The following is a 15,422-nucleotide window of genomic DNA, read 5'->3' on the forward strand; positions in this document are numbered from 1 at the left end:
GGCCCACGCACCACTCAGCGCCATGGAGGTCATCATGCCGAAGGTCCAGCCCGAGCCCGTCCGCGATCCGCAGGGCGATCACCTGCTCACCCCGCAGAACAGCGCCATCGTCTTCATCGACTTCCAGCCCGGCCAGTAGGCGACGATCGGCTCCACCACCAGGGAGGAGATCAACCTGGGGGCGGTCACCCTGGCGAAGCTCGCCCGGGCCTACGACGTCCCCACCGTGGTCTCCACCGTGGGTGTGGACATGGGTGTCAACGAGGGCACGATCCCCGAGCTGCTCGCCGAGCTGGAGGGCATCGAGGAGATCGACCGCACCGGCGTGAACTCGTGGGAGGACGAGGACTTCCGTGCCGCGATCCGGGCCACGGGGCGCCGCAAGATCATCATGGCGGGACTGTGGACCGAGGTCTGTCTCACATTCCCCACCCTGGACATGCTGCGCGAGGGCTACGAGGTGTGCCCCGTGATCGACGCCGTGGGCGGGGTCTCCACCGTGTCCCACGAGTCCGCGATCACCCGCATGGTGCAGGCCGGCGCGCACCCCACCACCTCGGTGGCGCTGGGCAGCGAGTTCATGCGCAACTGGGCGCGGGAGGACGCGGACAAGTTCCGCGCGATCATCAACGACTACTTCGACCGCAGCCGCGAACTCCACGGCAAGGGCGGGAACATCACGGACCGCTGAGCCCCGCCCGGGTTCCCGGCTCCCCCGTTACAAGTGCAGCTTTCGACGTTTTCACCCGTGAAAACGTCGAAAGCTGCACTTTTTGCGTGTTCCGGCTCCCCGGTCTCAGCCCCGCAGCGCCGCCAGGTGGTCGGTCGTCGGCTTGACCGTGTACTGCTCGTACTCGGGGTGCTTCTGGATCCAGGACGTGATGTACGGGCAGAAGACCACCAGCTGGTAGCCGTCCGCGATGGTGGTGTCCAGGGCCTGGCGCACCAGGGTGGAGGCGAGCCCGTGGCCGCCGAACGCGTCGTCGACCTCGGTGTGCGGGAAGATGCGCTGCTTGGTGCCGGCGGCGTCGTGGTCGATGGCCACGGTGAATCCCACGGGGTCCGCGGGGTCGCCCACGCGGATCTCGAAGCGCTGCGTGCCCTGCTCGTCGGTGCCCAGGGAGACCTGGGGGTTGTCGATGGTCGGGGTGTCGGTCATGGTGTCCTCCTCGGACGGTTCGTGGATGGAACGGGTCACCCTCTCGCGCGCAGGGTGGTGTTCGGGAGCTCCGGTGCGGGCAGGGGTGCCGGCTGCCCGGGCGGGAAGGTGCCGAACTGCGGGAAGGGGCGGCCGTCGTCGTACGCGGTGCCGAGCAGCCCGTCGATCTCGAACCTGCCGGTCGCGGGGCCCCCGACGTCGCTGCGGCTGTCCGCGGGCAACGGCGAGTCCCCGCCGGGTTCGGTGAAGCCCATCTCCTCCATGTAGGCGCGCCGCCACGTCTCGATCTCGTCGTGGGAGCGGCCCACGAAGTTCCACCACATCACGATCTGTTCGTTGAGCGGCTGCCCGCCGATGAGCACCGCGAGGACCGGCTCGGCCCCGGCGGATACGCGCACGCGGGTGCGGCCCGTTCCGGTGAACCCGATCGCGTGCCGGGGGACCTCCACGCCGTCCACGCTGAGGGTCCCCGTCACGCTCAGGACACCGTGCTCGTGCTCCGCGGGGACCTCGATCTCCAGGGAAGCGCCCGGGTCCAGGTGCAGCTCGACCCCCGTGAGCGGGATCCGCGTGGCCACCGGGGAGGTGGTGCCCAGCAGCGAGCCGATGAACACGCGGGCGGAGAACCCCTCTCCCGTGACGGGCTCGGGTCGGTGGGTGTCCAGGCTCGGCTCCCCGAAGCGGTCCGCGTCCGGGAACGCGTACCAGAGCTGGACGCCGTGCAGCACGCTGGTGTCCTCGGTGGAGAACTCTGAGTGGGTGATCCCCCGCCCGGCATTCATGAGGTCCACCTCGCCGGGGCGGACGGTGGCCCAGTTCCCGGCGGAGTCGATGTGGTCGATGTGGCCCTCGAAGAGCCAGGAGACCGTGGCCAGGCCGGTGTGCGGGTGGCGGGCGACCTTCATGCCGCCGGTCGCAGCGACGTCGTCCGGGCCGTACGCGTCCAGGAAGCACCACGCGCCGATCAGCGAGCGTGCCTTCTGCGGCAGCGTCCGCTGGACCGTCATTCCGCGCGGTCCGCCGAGGGGGACGTCCCTCGGCTGGAGGAGTTCCACCGGCCCGTTCTCGCCGTGCATCACGGTGACGCCGTTGCTCAGCCCGCTCTCGGTGGTCCCGCCCGTGCCTGGCCTGTTGCCGCACACCGTGGGCTGCGGGTTCTTCTCGGGATTCGTCACGACCTGTCCTTCTCCCGCCGGACCGGGTGGTGCGACATGATGGAGATGCGGTTGGTCGTGTTGATGGTGATGGCGAGCCACTGCACCGCCGAATACTGCTCGTCCGACAGTGCGCCGTGGCTGACCACCTGGCATGCGTCACGGTCTTCCGGGCCGGGCAGCAGGGTGACGGTCTCGGCCAGGGCCAGTGCGGCCTTCTCCTTCTCGGAGTAGACGGCCGCATCCCGCCACGCAGAGACCAGACCGCGGCGCTGGTCGCTCAGGCCGGCGGCCGCGGCCCGCTTGGTGTGGACGTCCAGGCAGTACGAGCAGCCGTTGATCTGCGACACCCGGAGCATGACGAGCTCCACGAGCTGCGAATCCAGCCCGGAATCCAGCGCCTGGGTGCGCGCGGCGTCGGAGAGTGCCCCGATGGCCTTCCACGCCGGCCGGTTCGATTTGTCCAGATAGAAGTGCAGCGGGTCCTGGGGTGCGTCGGTGCTCATGAAGCGCATGATTTCACGTCCGCCCGAAACGGGTCACACAAGACGGAACCGGTGCGGATCGAACCCCGCGGGTCGCGGCGGGCCTGCGGAGCTCGCGGACCCGAGTTCCGCAGGCCCGCAACCCCGTAGGCCCGGGGCCCTGCAAGCCTCCGTGCCCGGCTGCGCCCAGGAGCGCCCGAGGGGATCAGTCCGTGCACTGCGCGACCCGCTGCTGGAACACCGTAGTCGTGGGCGACGAGCTTGGGCGCCTTGTCTTCCATGATCACGGACCCCGCGCAACCGCAGCGCAGCAGGTCCAGGAGCTGTGCCAGGTCCAGCCCGGCACGCTCGGCCACCACCGAGGCCTCGGACAGCGCGACGATCTCCGCCGCGCAGATCAGCTGGTTGCAGGCCTGGGCCACCTGTCCCGCACCCAGGGGCCCCCTCGGCCACGCCCTCAGCCAGGCGCGGCACGAGTGCGTCGATCTCCTCGGTGCCCGGAACCATCAGAATCACGAGGTCCGTCTGGCGCGCCATGTGCCGAGGCTCGTCGACGGGGCGGGCGCCCTCCGCCTTGAGGCTTGAGGAGGCTGTGCCGCAGCACGACCACGTCGTGGCCGGCGGCGACCATGTGCCCGGTCATGGGCCGCCCCATGGCACCGAGACCAGTGACCCCCACGGTGCGGGGTGTGGCTCTCATGGTCGTTCCATGCTCTCGAGGACTGCTGATGGGCTCCATTGTGTCCCCGGAGGGTGCGGGGGTGAGGGCCCCTCCGGCGACGGTGCCCGGGAACCTTCCCGGGCACCGTCGCCGTGTCCTGGGTGTGATGGACGACGGGCCGCAATCTTTGTCGGGAGGGTTCATATATGAACGGCGATCATTTAGGGTGATCTAAACTACACGTGACTCGCGCGGCTTGGATGTCCCCACGGGCCATGTGTTCCATCGATACGTCCCTCTGTAAGGAGACCTTCATGGCCGAGACACTGCAGAACTACATCAACGGGCGGTTCGTGGCCGCCCACGCTCAGGACACCATCGAGATCGTGAACCCGTTCAACGGGAAAGTGGTTGCCACCTCCCCGGTCTCGGACGAGCGGGACGTCGACGCCGCCTTCGAGGCCGCGTCTACCGCCGCCACCACCTGGAACAAGGCCACGCCGGCCGAGCGCCAGGAGGCCCTGCTGAAGCTCGCGGACGCCCTGCAGGCGCACAAGGACGAGCTGGTGGACGCCCAGCACCGCAACACGGGCCAGCCCCGCGCGCAGATCGCCTCGGAGGAGGTGGACGCCGGCACCGACAACCTGCGCTTCTTCGCCGGTGCCGCCCGCACGCTCGAGGGCCGCGCCGCCACCGAGTACATGTCCGAGCACACCTCCTACATCCGCCGCGAGCCGGTCGGTGTGGTGGCGCAGGTGGCGCCCTGGAACTACCCGCTGCTGATGGGCATCTGGAAGATCGGCCCCGCGCTGGCGGCCGGCAACACGATCGTGCTCAAGCCGAGCGACACCACGCCGGAGTCCACCCTGGTGCTCGCGCGCATCGCCGGGGAGGTACTGCCCGCCGGTGTCCTCAACGTGGTGCTGGGCGACGCCCAGACGGGTGAGCTGCTGACCACCCACCACGTGCCGGGCATGGTCTCCATCACGGGTTCAGTGCGGGCAGGCCAGGCCGTGGCACGCAGTGCCGCGCAGGGCCTCAAGCGCACCCACCTGGAACTGGGAGGAAAGGCCCCGGCCCTGGTCTTCGCGGACGCGGACCTCGAGCGTGCCGCCGAGCAGCTCGTGCAGTACGGCACGTTCAACGCCGGCCAGGACTGCACCGCGGTGACCCGTGTGCTGGTGGAGGAGAGCGCGCACGATGAGTTCGTGAAGCTGCTGGCCGAGCAGGCCAAGAAGACCGTGACCGGTGACGCGGACGAGTCCAAGAACGACTTCGGCCCGCTGAACAACGTCCGCCACTACGAGGACGTGCGCAAGAAGCTGGAGAGCATCCCGGCGCACGCCACGGTGGTGGCGGGCGGCAAGCCAGTGGAAGGCACGGACGGCTTCTTCGTGGAACCCACCGTGATCACCGGAATGCACCAGGACGACGCCCTCGTGCAGGAGGAGACCTTCGGGCCGGTGCTCACGGTCCAGACCTTCCGCGACGAGGAGGAGGCCGTCCGGATGGCAAACGACGTCGCCTACGCCCTAGCCTCCAGCGTGTGGACCTCCGACCACGGCACCGCCATGCGGGTCAGCCGGGACCTGGACTTCGGCTGCGTGTGGGTCAACACCCACATGCTGCTCGTCTCGGAGATGCCCCACGGCGGGTTCAAGCACTCCGGCTACGGCAAAGACCTCTCGCTGTACTCCGTGGAGGAGTACACCCGGGTCAAACACGTGATGCATTCGTTGGAGGTCTGACGGCGTGGGGCTCTGCATCAGGGTGCGACGCCCTGCCGCAGGGTCCTGAGTTCCTCCCTGAACCCGGCGAGCAGGCAGCGCAGTCCCAGGTCGAACGCCGCGTCTGCGCCGCTGCGGGCCTCCTCCCCGTCCTCGTCGGTCACGAGCATCAGGTTCCGGCGTGCCACGGCGGCCGCAAATATTGGTGCGAGTTCGTTGAGAGCCCCGGGATCGAAGATGTCGCCAGGGGCAGTGGCGTCGTAGGCCGAACCGAAGACCAGGGATTCCACGGCCGTCACCGCATTGACCACCAAGGGCTCCGGCCAACCGGCTTTCATGAGCCCCGCGGTCACCACTTCGTACATCACGAGCGTGTGGGGGGAATTTGCTACCGGCAGCACAGCGATGACGGGTATCAGGGGGATGTTCCGGGAGTAGACCTCCCGGTAGGAACGGGCCCAGTTCTCCAGGGCCACGTCCCACTCCTCGCTCTCGAACCCGGAGCAGTCGATCTCTTCGTTGACCCTGTCCTGCACCAGGATCATGATGTCCCGTTTGGAGCCCACGTGGTTGTACAGAGCAGAAGCAGACACCCCGAGCTGGTTTGCCAGCGCGGACATCGTCAGCGACCGGTAGCCGGAATTCTGGATCAGGTCCATCGCCGCGGTGGTGATCCTGCGCCGGGTGAGAATCGGCGTTCGGGGCCTGCCACGGCCTCGTTCGGGGGGAATCTGATCCACCACTCCTCCTGGGTCGTCCGGGAAACGGTCTTGACCGGTGCAAACGCATTGGTGCCCCCACTTTAGGGGCATTCGGGTCCTCCCACGTTGTAAAAATTAACGCTATCCACATTTTCTGAAAGGAAAAGCAATGTCTGAACAACGAGTATTCGGATCCCAGCAGGCCATCGAGCGCGACGTCGTGATCGTGGGTGCCGGTCCCGCGGGACTGATGGCGGCCCGCCGGCTTCGCGAGGCCGGCAAGTCCGTGGCCGTCCTCGAGGCCCGTGACCGCGTGGGCGGTCGCACCTGGTCGAACGTGATCGACGGCGCCTTCCTGGAGCTCGGCGGCCAGTGGATCTCACCGGACCAGACCGTGCTGCTCTCCCTCGTGGACGAGCTTGGCCTGGAGACCTTCGACCGCTACCGCGAGGGCGAGTCCGTCTACATCGCCCCGGACGGCACCCGCCACACCTACTCCGGGCACATGTTCCCCGCCTCTGAGGAGACCCAGCGGGAGATGGACAAGCTCATCGCCCTTCTGAACAAGCTCGCCGCCGAGGTCGGCGCGGCCGAGCCCTGGGCCGCCGAGAAGGCCCGCGAGCTCGACACCGTGTCCTTCCACGCCTGGCTGCGCCAGAACAGCTCGGACGAGGAAGCCTGCAACAACATCGGCATCTACGTGGCCGGTGGCATGCTGACCAAGCCGGCGCACTCGTTCTCCGCCCTGCAGGCGGTGCTCATGGCGGCCTCGGCCGGCTCGTTCTCCAACCTGGTGGACGAAGACTTCATCCTGGACAAGCGCGTGGTCGGCGGCATGCAGTCCGTGTCCGTGACCATGGCCGAACAGCTGGGTGTGGACGACGGAACCCAGGTCCTGGAGAGTGACACGGACACCGTCGTCTTCCTCAACTCCCCGGTGCGCACCATCCAGTGGGCTGGCCAGGGCGAGACCTACGAGGAGCACGACCCGGACTTCACCGTGCGCGTGTTCTCGGACCGCCTGACCGTCAAGGCCAAGGACGTCGTCGTGGCGGTTCCTCCGAACCTGTACTCGCGGATCTCCTTCGAGCCCCCGCTGCCCCGCTTCCAGCACCAGATGCACCAGCACCAGTCCCTGGGAATCGTCATCAAGGTGCACGCCGTCTACGAGACCCCGTTCTGGCGCGAGAAGGGCCTGTCCGGCACCGGCTTCGGCGCGTACGAACTCTCCCAGGAGGTCTACGACAACACCAACCACGGGGACGAGCGCGGCACCCTGGTGGGCTTCGTCTCTGACGAGAAGGCTGACGAGGTCTTCCGCCTGCCGGCCGAGGAGCGCAAGCGTCTCATCCTCAAGTCCCTCGCGCACTACCTGGGTGACGAGGCGCTCGAGCCGGTCGTGTACTACGAGTCCGACTTCGGCTCGGAGGAGTGGACCCGCGGCGCCTACGCCGCCTCCTACGACCTCGGCGGCCTCTCCCGCTACGGTGCCATCCAGTCCGAGCCGGTGGGTCCCATCCGCTGGGCCTGTTCGGACCTCGCGGCCGAGGGCTACCAGCACGTGGACGGCGCGCTGCGCCAGGGCGAGCTGGCCGCGTCGCAGATCGTGGACGCGAGGAAGGCCTGATGACCGGGCCGGCCACGCCCGCCGGAGACCGCGAGACCCCGGCCACCTCGACGACCGCCGGGCAGGGCGGTACCTTCCGCTACGTTATCGGCTACAACGGTGACAAGCGCAGCAAGGACGCCCTGCGGCTGGGGATCGCCCTCGCCAAGGCGTTCAACGCCGAGCTGGAGATCGTCTGCATCCTGCGCTCGGACGAGCCGTACCTACCGGTGTACCCACCCGTGGGGGACGTCACGCCCATGCTGCGGCGCCAGGCCAACAACTGGCTGCATGAGGCGCTGGACACGGTGCCCGACGATGTCGTGGCCCGCGGTCACGTGCGCACGTCCCTCTCCGTGGCCGCGGGTCTGCTCGCGGCCGTCGCGGAGTTCGAGGCCACCCTCGTGGTGGTGGGCGCGGCGAGCGGCAAGTACACGGCCAAGTTCTCCGTGGGCCCGGTGACGGACGCGCTGCTGCACCGTGCGGGCGTCCCCGTGGCGCTCGCACCGCGCGGCTACAAGGGCGTGACCGCCATCAAGCGGCTGTATGCCGGTATCGGAATGCGACCGGGGGCCCACCGCATCATGCGGGAGGCCCGCGAGGCCGCGTACCGAAGCGGGCTGGAACTGGACCTCGTGAGCTTCCTGCCCCTGGACCACGTCCAGGGCGAGGCGACCGAGGCCATCGCCCAGGTGGAGCGGAACCTGCAGAGCTCGGCCAAGGAGATCGGAGAGCACGTCCCGGTGTCCGTGCAGGTGGTGCGTGGCAAGACCCTCAAGAAGGCCGTGGCCGAGATGGACTGGCAGCCGGACGCCGTCTTGCTGGTGGGTTCCTCCCGCCTGGCGGGGGAGCGCCAGATCTTCCTGGGCACCACCACGAGCCGGATCCTGCGGCACCTGCCGATTCCCATGATCGTGCTGCCCCTGGGAACGTCCGAGAAGGAGACGGAGTCATGAGCGTCGAGACCGAGGCCGAGGGCGGCACGGACAAGGGACTGAGCTCCGGATCGGTGGGCCTGCTCGGTGCAGTGGTCATCGGCATGTCTTGCATCGCCCCCGCCTACACGCTCTCCGGCGCGCTGGGCCCTACCGCCGCCGCGGTGGACACCCACCTGCCGGCCATCTTCCTGGTGGGGTTCATTCCCATGCTGCTCGTGGCCGTGGGCTACCGGCAGCTGAACCGGGCCATGCCGGACTCCGGCACCACGTTCACGTGGACGTCCAAGGCCTTCGGGCCATGGGTCGGGTGGATGGGCGGCTGGGGCCTGCTGGCGGCCACGATCCTCGTGCTCTCCAACCTGGCCGGCATCGCGGTGGAGTTCTTCTACCTGATGATCGCCCAGGTCACCGGGCGCCCGGAGGTCGCGGACCTGGCGAGCAACGTGCCGGTCAACATCCTCACATGCCTGGTCTTCATGGCCGGCGCGTGCTGGATCTCCTACCGCGGCGTGGAGACCACCGAGAAGGTGCAGTGGGTCCTGGTCGCGTTCCAGATCATCATCCTGCTCTGGTTCTCGGTGGCAGCCTTCGTGCACGTGGCCAACGGCACCGCCGAGGGCGGCATGCACATCCAGGCCGAGTGGTTCAACCCGCTGGGTGTGGGATCGCTGTCCGCGTTCGCGGCGGGCGTCTCGCTCTCCGTGTTCATCTACTGGGGCTGGGACGTGGTGCTGACCATCAACGAGGAGACGAAGGGGGCCGCCACCACACCGGGGCGCGCGGCCCTCGCCACGATCTTCTCGATCGTGGTCCTCTACATGGTCGTGGGTCTGGCCGTACTGAGCTTCGCGGGTCTGGGCGACACCGGGGTGGGGCTGAACAACCCCGAGATCCAGGAGAACGTCTTCGCGGCACTCGCCGGTCCCGTCATGGGTCCGGCGGCGCTGCTGCTGTCCCTGGCGGTGCTGTCCTCCTCAGCGGCGTCGCTGCAGTCCACGTTCGTGTCCCCGGCCCGCACCCTGCTGGCCATGGGGTACTACGGGGCTCTGCCGCGTCGTTTCGGGCGCATCACGCCGCGTTTCCAGTCCCCCGGCTTCGCGACCGTGGCCGCCGCCGTGGTCTCCTCGCTGTTCTACACCTTCATGCGCATCGTGAGCGAGGACGTCCTGTGGGACACCATCACCGCCCTGGGCATGATGGTGTGCTTCTACTACGGCGTCACGGCCCTGGCGTGCGTGTGGTACTTCCGCCGGTCCTGGTTCAAGTCCGTGAAGAGCTTCCTCAACAACCTCTTCGCGCCCCTGCTGGGTGGTCTTCTGCTGCTGATGTTCTTCGTGCAGACCTCCGTAGACTCCATGGACCCCGCCTACGGCTCGGGTTCGCAGATCGGGGGAGTGGGCCTGGTGTTCATCCTGGGCATCGGGATCCTGCTGCTGGGTGTCGTGGTGATGGTCACCCAGTACTTCAGGAACCGTTCGTTCTTCCAGGAGCGCTTCGAGACCACCGAGCTGCCCGTGCTCGACTGATCCCGCAGTCACCGTCCGTCGGATGACGACGCCGCCGTCCCCCGGGGGGTCCTGACCGCCCGGGGGACGGTGCGTTCCGGGTCCACCCGCGGGCCTCTCCTGCGGAGCGCCCACCTCGGTCCACCCCTGCGGCCCGCCTGAGTCTTCCCGAGGGGTGGGCGCGGCCGGGTAGCGTGAGGGCATGCCTTCCTCCAGCAACGATCCCGCCACCGCGCGCCTGGACGTGTGGCTGTGGTCCGTCCGGCTGTTCAAGACCCGCTCCTCGGCCACCCAGGCGTGCCGCGCGGGCCATGTGAGACTCAACGGCGCCCCCGTCAAGGCCGCCCAGCAGGTGCGGGTGGGGGACAAGGTGAGCGTGAAGCGCCCGGGGTGGCAGCAGGAGTTCAGGATCACCCGCCTGATCCCCAAACGCGTGGGAGCACCCGTGGCGGTCACCTGCTACGAGGACAACTCCCCGCCGCGGCCCGCGGAGCTGAGCGTCCCGGTGGCACGGCGGGACCGCGGGGCCGGGCGCCCCACCAAGAAAGACCGCCGGGAACTTGAAAGGCTGCGGGGAGACCGCTGAACCCCGTCAGTGTCGGTGCCGGATTCGTGTGTGGCGACGGGCACCGCTAAACACTGCCCCGGGCGTCCTCGCGGCGGTGCGCCACGGGATCGGGGCCCCGGGCGGCGCCGTCGTCAGCGTTGCGGTGCCACGAGTTCCGTGGATTCCCATGCCGGCCCGGGCCCGAACCAGCCCCGCCACCCGCCGTGAGTGAGCAGCGTGCGGGTGCGCGGGTCGATCAGTGCCAGGTAGAGCGTGAAGGCCACGGTGATCGCGAAGGCCACCTGGGAGACGCTGACGCTGAGGCTGATGAACGGCCAGACCGAGAGCTGGTCCTGGGCGCCGAACACCACGAAGAACGTGATCACCACGTAGATGACGCGGATCTGCCAGTTGTCCTTGATGCCGGTGGCCGCGAGCAGGGGCAGCAGCCACAGGATGTACCAGGGCTGGATGATGGGCGAGAGCAGCACGAGGGCCGCGAACGCAATGGCCATGCGCCGGACAATCTTCCGGTCCCCGCCCACGAACATGAGCACGAGCACGATGCCGATGGCGGCGAGCTGCAGCAGACGGCGGAAGCGGCCGGCTAGGGCACCGCCGTCCAGCCCCAGGAAGTCTCCGATCCGCCCGACCTGCTGGCCCAGGAAGCCCGAGGGGGAGTAGCCGGTGTAGCCGGGGGTGGGGTCCAGCAGCGCCCAGGCCCACCCGAGGCCGAGCCCGTCCACCACACCGCTCAGTGCCAGCACCCCGAAGCTGATGGTCGCGGTGGCCGCCCAGATCACGAAGCGTCTCGGCCAGGAGGCGCCCTTGCCCGCCCACAGCAGCCCGACGAACGGCAGCAACAGGATGGTGATGGGCTTGATCCCGATGGATCCGGTGACCAGAAGTATGCCCAGAATGGGATGTCTCGTGGCGGCGAAGTACACGCCGGCCACCGCAAGCCCCACCATGAGGGCGTCGTTGTGCGCACTGGCCACGAAGCTGATGAGGAACAGCGGGTTGGCCACGGAGATCCACAGGGCACGGGCGCCGTTGACGTTGTGCAGCCGTGCGAGCTTGGGGACGTAGACCATGCACAACGCCACACCCGCGTAGGCGGCCAGCCGGAACAGCATCACGGAGGCGTCAGGCTGCGCGTTGGTCAGCTTCACCACTGCGGCGGCGATCCACAGGAAGTAGGGACCATAGGGGGTGCGCGCCTCCGCCCACTCGGGGTCCGCGCCCAGCATGAACCAGTTGTCCAGGGATGAGATGCCCTCCACGTACGGGTCCTTGCCGGCGAGGATGAGACGCCCCTGGCCGATGTAGGCGTAGACGTCCCGCGAGTAGATGGGGACCGCGAAGAGCAGCGGCACGGACCACGCGATCACGGCGGTGCGCACGGTGCGCAGGGAACCCGGCGGCCAGCCCCGCAGCCGTTGCCCCAGTCGCAGCCACGAGCGGATGAGGAGCATGGCGCCCACCGTGAGCAGCACGGTGCACGTGTACACGCCCCACACGTTGACCCGCAGCTCGATCACCAGGGGGTGGCGGACCATGGGGGAGCCGTTCGCGATCCACCCGGTTCCCACGGAGCCCACGAGCATCATCAGGGAGCCGATCACGCCCTGGATCACCGCCACGTGCGCCCGGGAGTCGCCTTTGGCGGTGGAGCCGGTGTGCGTGGAGGGGGAGCCCGTTGCGGTCATGAGATCTGCACAGCCCCCTCAGCCGACCAGTGGTGGGCGAGCCGAGGTGTCCAGCGGCTCAGATTCCCGACTTTACAGGACGGCCGCCGGCCGGACGGGCAATCCCGCGGCCGCCCACGGGACGTCGAACGAGGAGCAGCGCGAGGCGTCGAACGGAACGCCGGAGGGGCAGGAGGGGCAGCTGAGCGGGGCGCCGGACAGCGAGCTGGGTGAGCGACTGGGCGGTGCGTCGGGCGCGGTGCGGGCCACGCCCCATAGAATCGGGGGAGCGCGACCTCGCCCTGCACTGCGCGGGCACAGCGCACCACCGTTCCAGGACCGCACCGCGGGCATCCCGGCCACGGCCGCGTCCAAGCCGCACCGGGTCCCGCGCAGACGCACCGCACACCCACGGCGCACTCGCAGAAGGACCCCATCCGTGCTCACAGACAGATCATTCGCGACCCTGACCCGGTTCCGTGATGCCGTGCTCCCCCGCCGCTGGCGGGAGCGTCTGATGACGCCCCACGCGCTGCTGGTGGGCTTCCTGCTGGTGCACCTGGGATTCCTGCTCTTCGCGCTGATCGTGTCCCTGCAGGGCAACGCGTTCAGCGACACGAACATCTACCGCGCGTGGGCCGAGGCCGGTTTCGACGAGCGCAACATCCCCTCCGGGCCGAGCCCGTGGGTGTACCCGGTGCTCGCGCAGGTGCCCATGTGGCTCGCGGGCCTCGCGGGTCCGGGCCCGTTCTTCTTCCTGTGGGTCCTGGTGATCTCCGTGCTGAACGCGGTGGCGATGGCCAAGCTCACCGACCGGGGGCGCAACCGTGAGGCTCTCGTGGCCGGCTGGTGGTGGCTCGGGTTCATCCTCCTGATGGGGTGGCTCGGCTTCGCGCGCATGGATGGGTTCACGGCGCCGATCGTGCTGATCGGCCTGGTCTACGGCGTGGCCCACCCGTTCGTCGCCTCCCTGCTGCTGAGCCTCGCCACGTGGGTGAAGGTCTGGCCCGCGGCGGTGGTGCTGGCGCTGCTGAGCGCGGCACGACGCCGCGGTGCCGTCCTGCTCGCCGGCGTCCTGGCCACGCTGGTCGCGGTGGGCGTGGCGGCGGCGTCGGGCTCGCTGCACAAGATCGCGGACTTCGCGACCCAGCAGGGGGACCGCGGCATGCAGCTCGAGGCCACGTTCACCACGCCGTGGCTGTGGCTGTCCGTGCTCCACATCGGCGACTCGCACATGTACATGAACACGGACATCAACTCCATGCAGGTGGACGGCCCCGGCTCGGACGTGATGTCCAAGCTCATGCAGCCGCTGTTCCTGGTGGCGGCCGTGGTGGTCGTGGCGCTGATCGTGCGGGGGCTGCGCAACGGCCTGCGCGCGGGCGCCCTGGACCGCACCGCCCTGTTCCTGGCCGGGTCCCTGACGATGGTCACCGCGTTCATCGTCTTCAACAAGGTGGGCTCGCCGCAGTTCATGGTGTGGCTGGGCCCGGTGATCGCGGTGGGTCTGGTCCACGACCGGCGCGCCTGGCGCACCCCCGCCCTGCTGGCCGTGCTGATCGGGATCGCCACGTTCTTCATCTACCCCCTCTTCTACACGGCGCTGAGCCACAACAACCCGGCCATGGCGCTCGTGCTGACCATCCGCAACGTCCTGCTCGTGGTCATGATGTGGTGGTCCGCGCGCGGGCTGCACCGCCTCGGCTCCGCCCCGAAGGGAGCCCCGGTTGCTGCCCCGCAGGCCTGACGACGCCGCCGCCACGGCTGCCTCCGCGGCGCCCGACCCCGGCGCGAGCGACGGGGGGAACGCCGTCGTGCGCCGTCCGGTGCGGGAGTGGCTGCTGACGCCCGCGGCCGTGTGGTGCGGCTTCGCGGTGGTGCACGTCTACTTCCTGTGCTGGATGGCCTCCTTCTTCCTGCACGGCTGGGCGTTCAGCGACACCGAGCAGTACCGCGAGTGGGCGATGGCCGGGTACAACGCGCCCGTGACTGACGCCGTGAGCCCGTGGGTCTACCCCGTGCTCGCGCAGGTCCCGATCATGCTGCCCCGGATCGCCGGTCACGACCTCTACCTGCTGGCGTGGACGCTGATGATCACGGTGCTGGACGCGGTGGCCATGTGGTTCCTGCTGCACCGCGCCCACCGTCCCGCGCGTGGCGAGCTGCCCGAGCTGGTCGGTGGCACTCCCGATGACGACGCCGCGGGGTCCCGTTCCGGCCTAAGCCCACGCGGTCCGGTGGCCGGGGGCGCACCGGATGACGTGGAGGCAGGGCCTGCGCCCGGCGCCGCCTCGAACGGTCCCGGCGCGGCCCACGGCAGCTCGGCGGTGCAGAGCCGTCGACGCTCGGCCGTGGTGGCCGGCTGGTGGTGGGTCGTGTTCACCGTCTTCCTGGGCTACCTCAGCTTCGCCCGCGTGGAGGGCGTGGCGGCACCGATCGTGCTCATCGGTCTGCTCTACGCGGTGCGCCGCCCCGTGGTGGGCTCCGCGCTGCTGAGCGTGGCCACGTGGATCAAGGTGTGGCCGGCCGCCGCGGTCCTCGCCATGGTGATCGCGCTGCGCCAGCGTGCGCGCATCGTGCTCACCGGCATCGTGGTGAGTGCTGCGGTGGTCGGTGGGGTGCTGGTACTGGGCGGGATCGAGCACATCGCAGCCTTCGCCCTGAACCAGGGCTCGCGCGGGATGCAGCTGGAGGCCACGTTCTCCACGCCGTGGGTGTGGGCCGCGGTGCTGGGTCTCTGGGACTCGCGGATCGCGGACAACACGGCAATCAACTCCACCGAGGTCTACGGGCCGGGAGTGGACGTCATGGCCTCGTTCATGCAGCCGCTGCTGCTGCTCGCGGTGGCTGGCGCCGCCGCGCTGCTGATCCGTGCCCTGCGCCGCGGGGCGGACCGCGGGCGCCTGGTCTACGCGGGCACCCTGCTGCTGACCACCGTGCTGATCGTGTTCAACAAGGTGGGCTCGCCCCAGTTCATGGTGTGGCTCGCCCCCGTGGTGGTGGTGGGTCTGCTGCACGACCGCGTCCGCTGGCTCGCCCCCGCCCTGCTGGTGCTGGGGACCGCAGCCGCGACCTTCGTGATCTACCCGCTGTTCTACACGCCGCTGATCCACGCCAATCCCGTGATGGCCGCGGTGCTCACGGTGCGCAACGTGCTCCTCGTGTCACTGCTGGTGTGGACCGGCCGGCGGATCTGGGAGCTCGGCAGCCGGACAGCCGTGAACTGACCCGGCCGAGCGGCCGCAGTACGG

General features: G+C 69.2%; 15 protein-coding genes. 8 read left to right on the plus strand and 7 right to left on the minus strand.

Features of this window, described 5'->3' with window-relative positions; translation table 11 throughout:
- Positions 1–175: 175 nt before the first annotated feature.
- Positions 176–691 (plus strand): isochorismatase family protein, encoded by a 516-nt coding sequence (locus tag FS770_RS09150; protein WP_342353663.1) that lies wholly within the window; start codon positions 176–178, stop codon positions 689–691.
- 105 nt (positions 692–796) lie between these two features.
- On the opposite strand, the gene FS770_RS09155 is transcribed toward FS770_RS09150, so the two are convergent.
- From FS770_RS09155 to FS770_RS14315, 5 genes are read right to left on the minus strand one after another with little or no spacing between them, the layout of a single operon-like run.
- Positions 797–1,159 carry a GNAT family N-acetyltransferase gene (locus FS770_RS09155; protein WP_144941450.1) on the minus strand — a complete coding sequence of 121 codons (363 nt, stop codon included), beginning with the start codon at positions 1,157–1,159 and terminating at the stop codon, positions 797–799.
- Between the two features lie 35 nt (positions 1,160–1,194).
- Positions 1,195–2,334, minus strand: a complete 1,140-nt coding sequence (locus FS770_RS09160) for a pirin family protein (RefSeq protein ID WP_222126505.1) — start codon at positions 2,332–2,334, stop codon at positions 1,195–1,197.
- Positions 2,331–2,819 (minus strand): carboxymuconolactone decarboxylase family protein, encoded by a 489-nt coding sequence (locus FS770_RS09165; protein WP_144941448.1) that lies wholly within the window; start codon positions 2,817–2,819, stop codon positions 2,331–2,333. The genes FS770_RS09160 and FS770_RS09165 overlap by 4 nt, the downstream gene beginning before the upstream one ends.
- On the minus strand, positions 2,816–3,220 hold the full coding sequence (locus tag FS770_RS14115) for an NAD-binding protein (protein ID WP_244944851.1): 405 nt from the start codon (positions 3,218–3,220) through the stop codon (positions 2,816–2,818). Before FS770_RS14115 ends, FS770_RS09165 begins: the two co-directional genes overlap by 4 nt.
- 35 nt (positions 3,221–3,255) lie before the next feature.
- The gene (locus tag FS770_RS14315; protein WP_425323833.1) at positions 3,256–3,663 is read right to left on the minus strand and encodes an NAD(P)-binding domain-containing protein; all 408 of its coding nucleotides are present in this window, start codon (positions 3,661–3,663) and stop codon (positions 3,256–3,258) included.
- A 110-nt stretch (positions 3,664–3,773) separates the two neighbouring features.
- Here FS770_RS14315 and FS770_RS09175 point away from each other — a divergent pair, with 110 nt between their 5' ends.
- On the plus strand, positions 3,774–5,207 hold the full coding sequence (locus FS770_RS09175) for a gamma-aminobutyraldehyde dehydrogenase (protein ID WP_144941446.1): 1,434 nt from the start codon (positions 3,774–3,776) through the stop codon (positions 5,205–5,207).
- Positions 5,208–5,224: 17 nt separating this feature from the next.
- Here the strand turns inward: FS770_RS09175 and FS770_RS09180 are convergent, their stop codons facing one another.
- Positions 5,225–5,998: a TetR/AcrR family transcriptional regulator gene (locus FS770_RS09180; protein WP_144941443.1), complete on the minus strand. Its 774-nt coding sequence runs from the start codon at positions 5,996–5,998 to the stop codon at positions 5,225–5,227.
- Positions 5,999–6,056: 58 nt separating this feature from the next.
- Between FS770_RS09180 and FS770_RS09185 the strand changes: the two genes are divergently transcribed.
- The 4 genes from FS770_RS09185 (at position 6,057) to FS770_RS09200 (ending at position 10,522) form a co-directional block, all read left to right on the plus strand.
- Complete coding sequence (locus FS770_RS09185) at positions 6,057–7,514, plus strand: flavin monoamine oxidase family protein (protein WP_144941441.1); 1,458 nt, start codon at positions 6,057–6,059, stop codon at positions 7,512–7,514.
- A complete protein-coding gene (locus FS770_RS09190) occupies positions 7,514–8,449 on the plus strand; it encodes a universal stress protein (protein WP_144941440.1) in 936 nt (311 codons plus the stop codon). The genes FS770_RS09185 and FS770_RS09190 overlap by 1 nt, the downstream gene beginning before the upstream one ends.
- Positions 8,446–9,957 carry an APC family permease gene (locus tag FS770_RS09195; protein WP_144941438.1) on the plus strand — a complete coding sequence of 504 codons (1,512 nt, stop codon included), beginning with the start codon at positions 8,446–8,448 and terminating at the stop codon, positions 9,955–9,957. The genes FS770_RS09190 and FS770_RS09195 overlap by 4 nt, the downstream gene beginning before the upstream one ends.
- Before the next feature lie 181 nt (positions 9,958–10,138).
- Entirely contained in the window at positions 10,139–10,522 is a 384-nt protein-coding gene (locus FS770_RS09200) for an RNA-binding S4 domain-containing protein (protein WP_144941436.1), read from the plus strand.
- A 113-nt stretch (positions 10,523–10,635) separates the two neighbouring features.
- Here the strand turns inward: FS770_RS09200 and mptB are convergent, their stop codons facing one another.
- Positions 10,636–12,192 (minus strand): polyprenol phosphomannose-dependent alpha 1,6 mannosyltransferase MptB, encoded by a 1,557-nt coding sequence (gene mptB, locus FS770_RS09205; protein WP_144941434.1) that lies wholly within the window; start codon positions 12,190–12,192, stop codon positions 10,636–10,638.
- A 418-nt stretch (positions 12,193–12,610) separates the two neighbouring features.
- Between mptB and FS770_RS09210 the strand changes: the two genes are divergently transcribed.
- Together FS770_RS09210 and FS770_RS09215 are read left to right on the plus strand one after the other, a co-directional pair.
- On the plus strand, positions 12,611–13,918 hold the full coding sequence (locus tag FS770_RS09210; protein WP_186366739.1) for a glycosyltransferase family 87 protein: 1,308 nt from the start codon (positions 12,611–12,613) through the stop codon (positions 13,916–13,918).
- Positions 13,919–13,997: 79 nt separating this feature from the next.
- Positions 13,998–15,398, plus strand: coding sequence for a hypothetical protein (locus FS770_RS09215; protein ID WP_425323834.1), 1,401 nt, complete (start codon positions 13,998–14,000; stop codon positions 15,396–15,398).
- The last annotated feature ends 24 nt before the right edge of the window (positions 15,399–15,422 follow it).

It is taken from the genome of Kocuria salsicia (assembly GCF_007681555.1).
In the GTDB taxonomy this organism is placed as follows: Bacteria; Actinomycetota; Actinomycetes; order Actinomycetales; family Micrococcaceae; genus Kocuria; species Kocuria salsicia.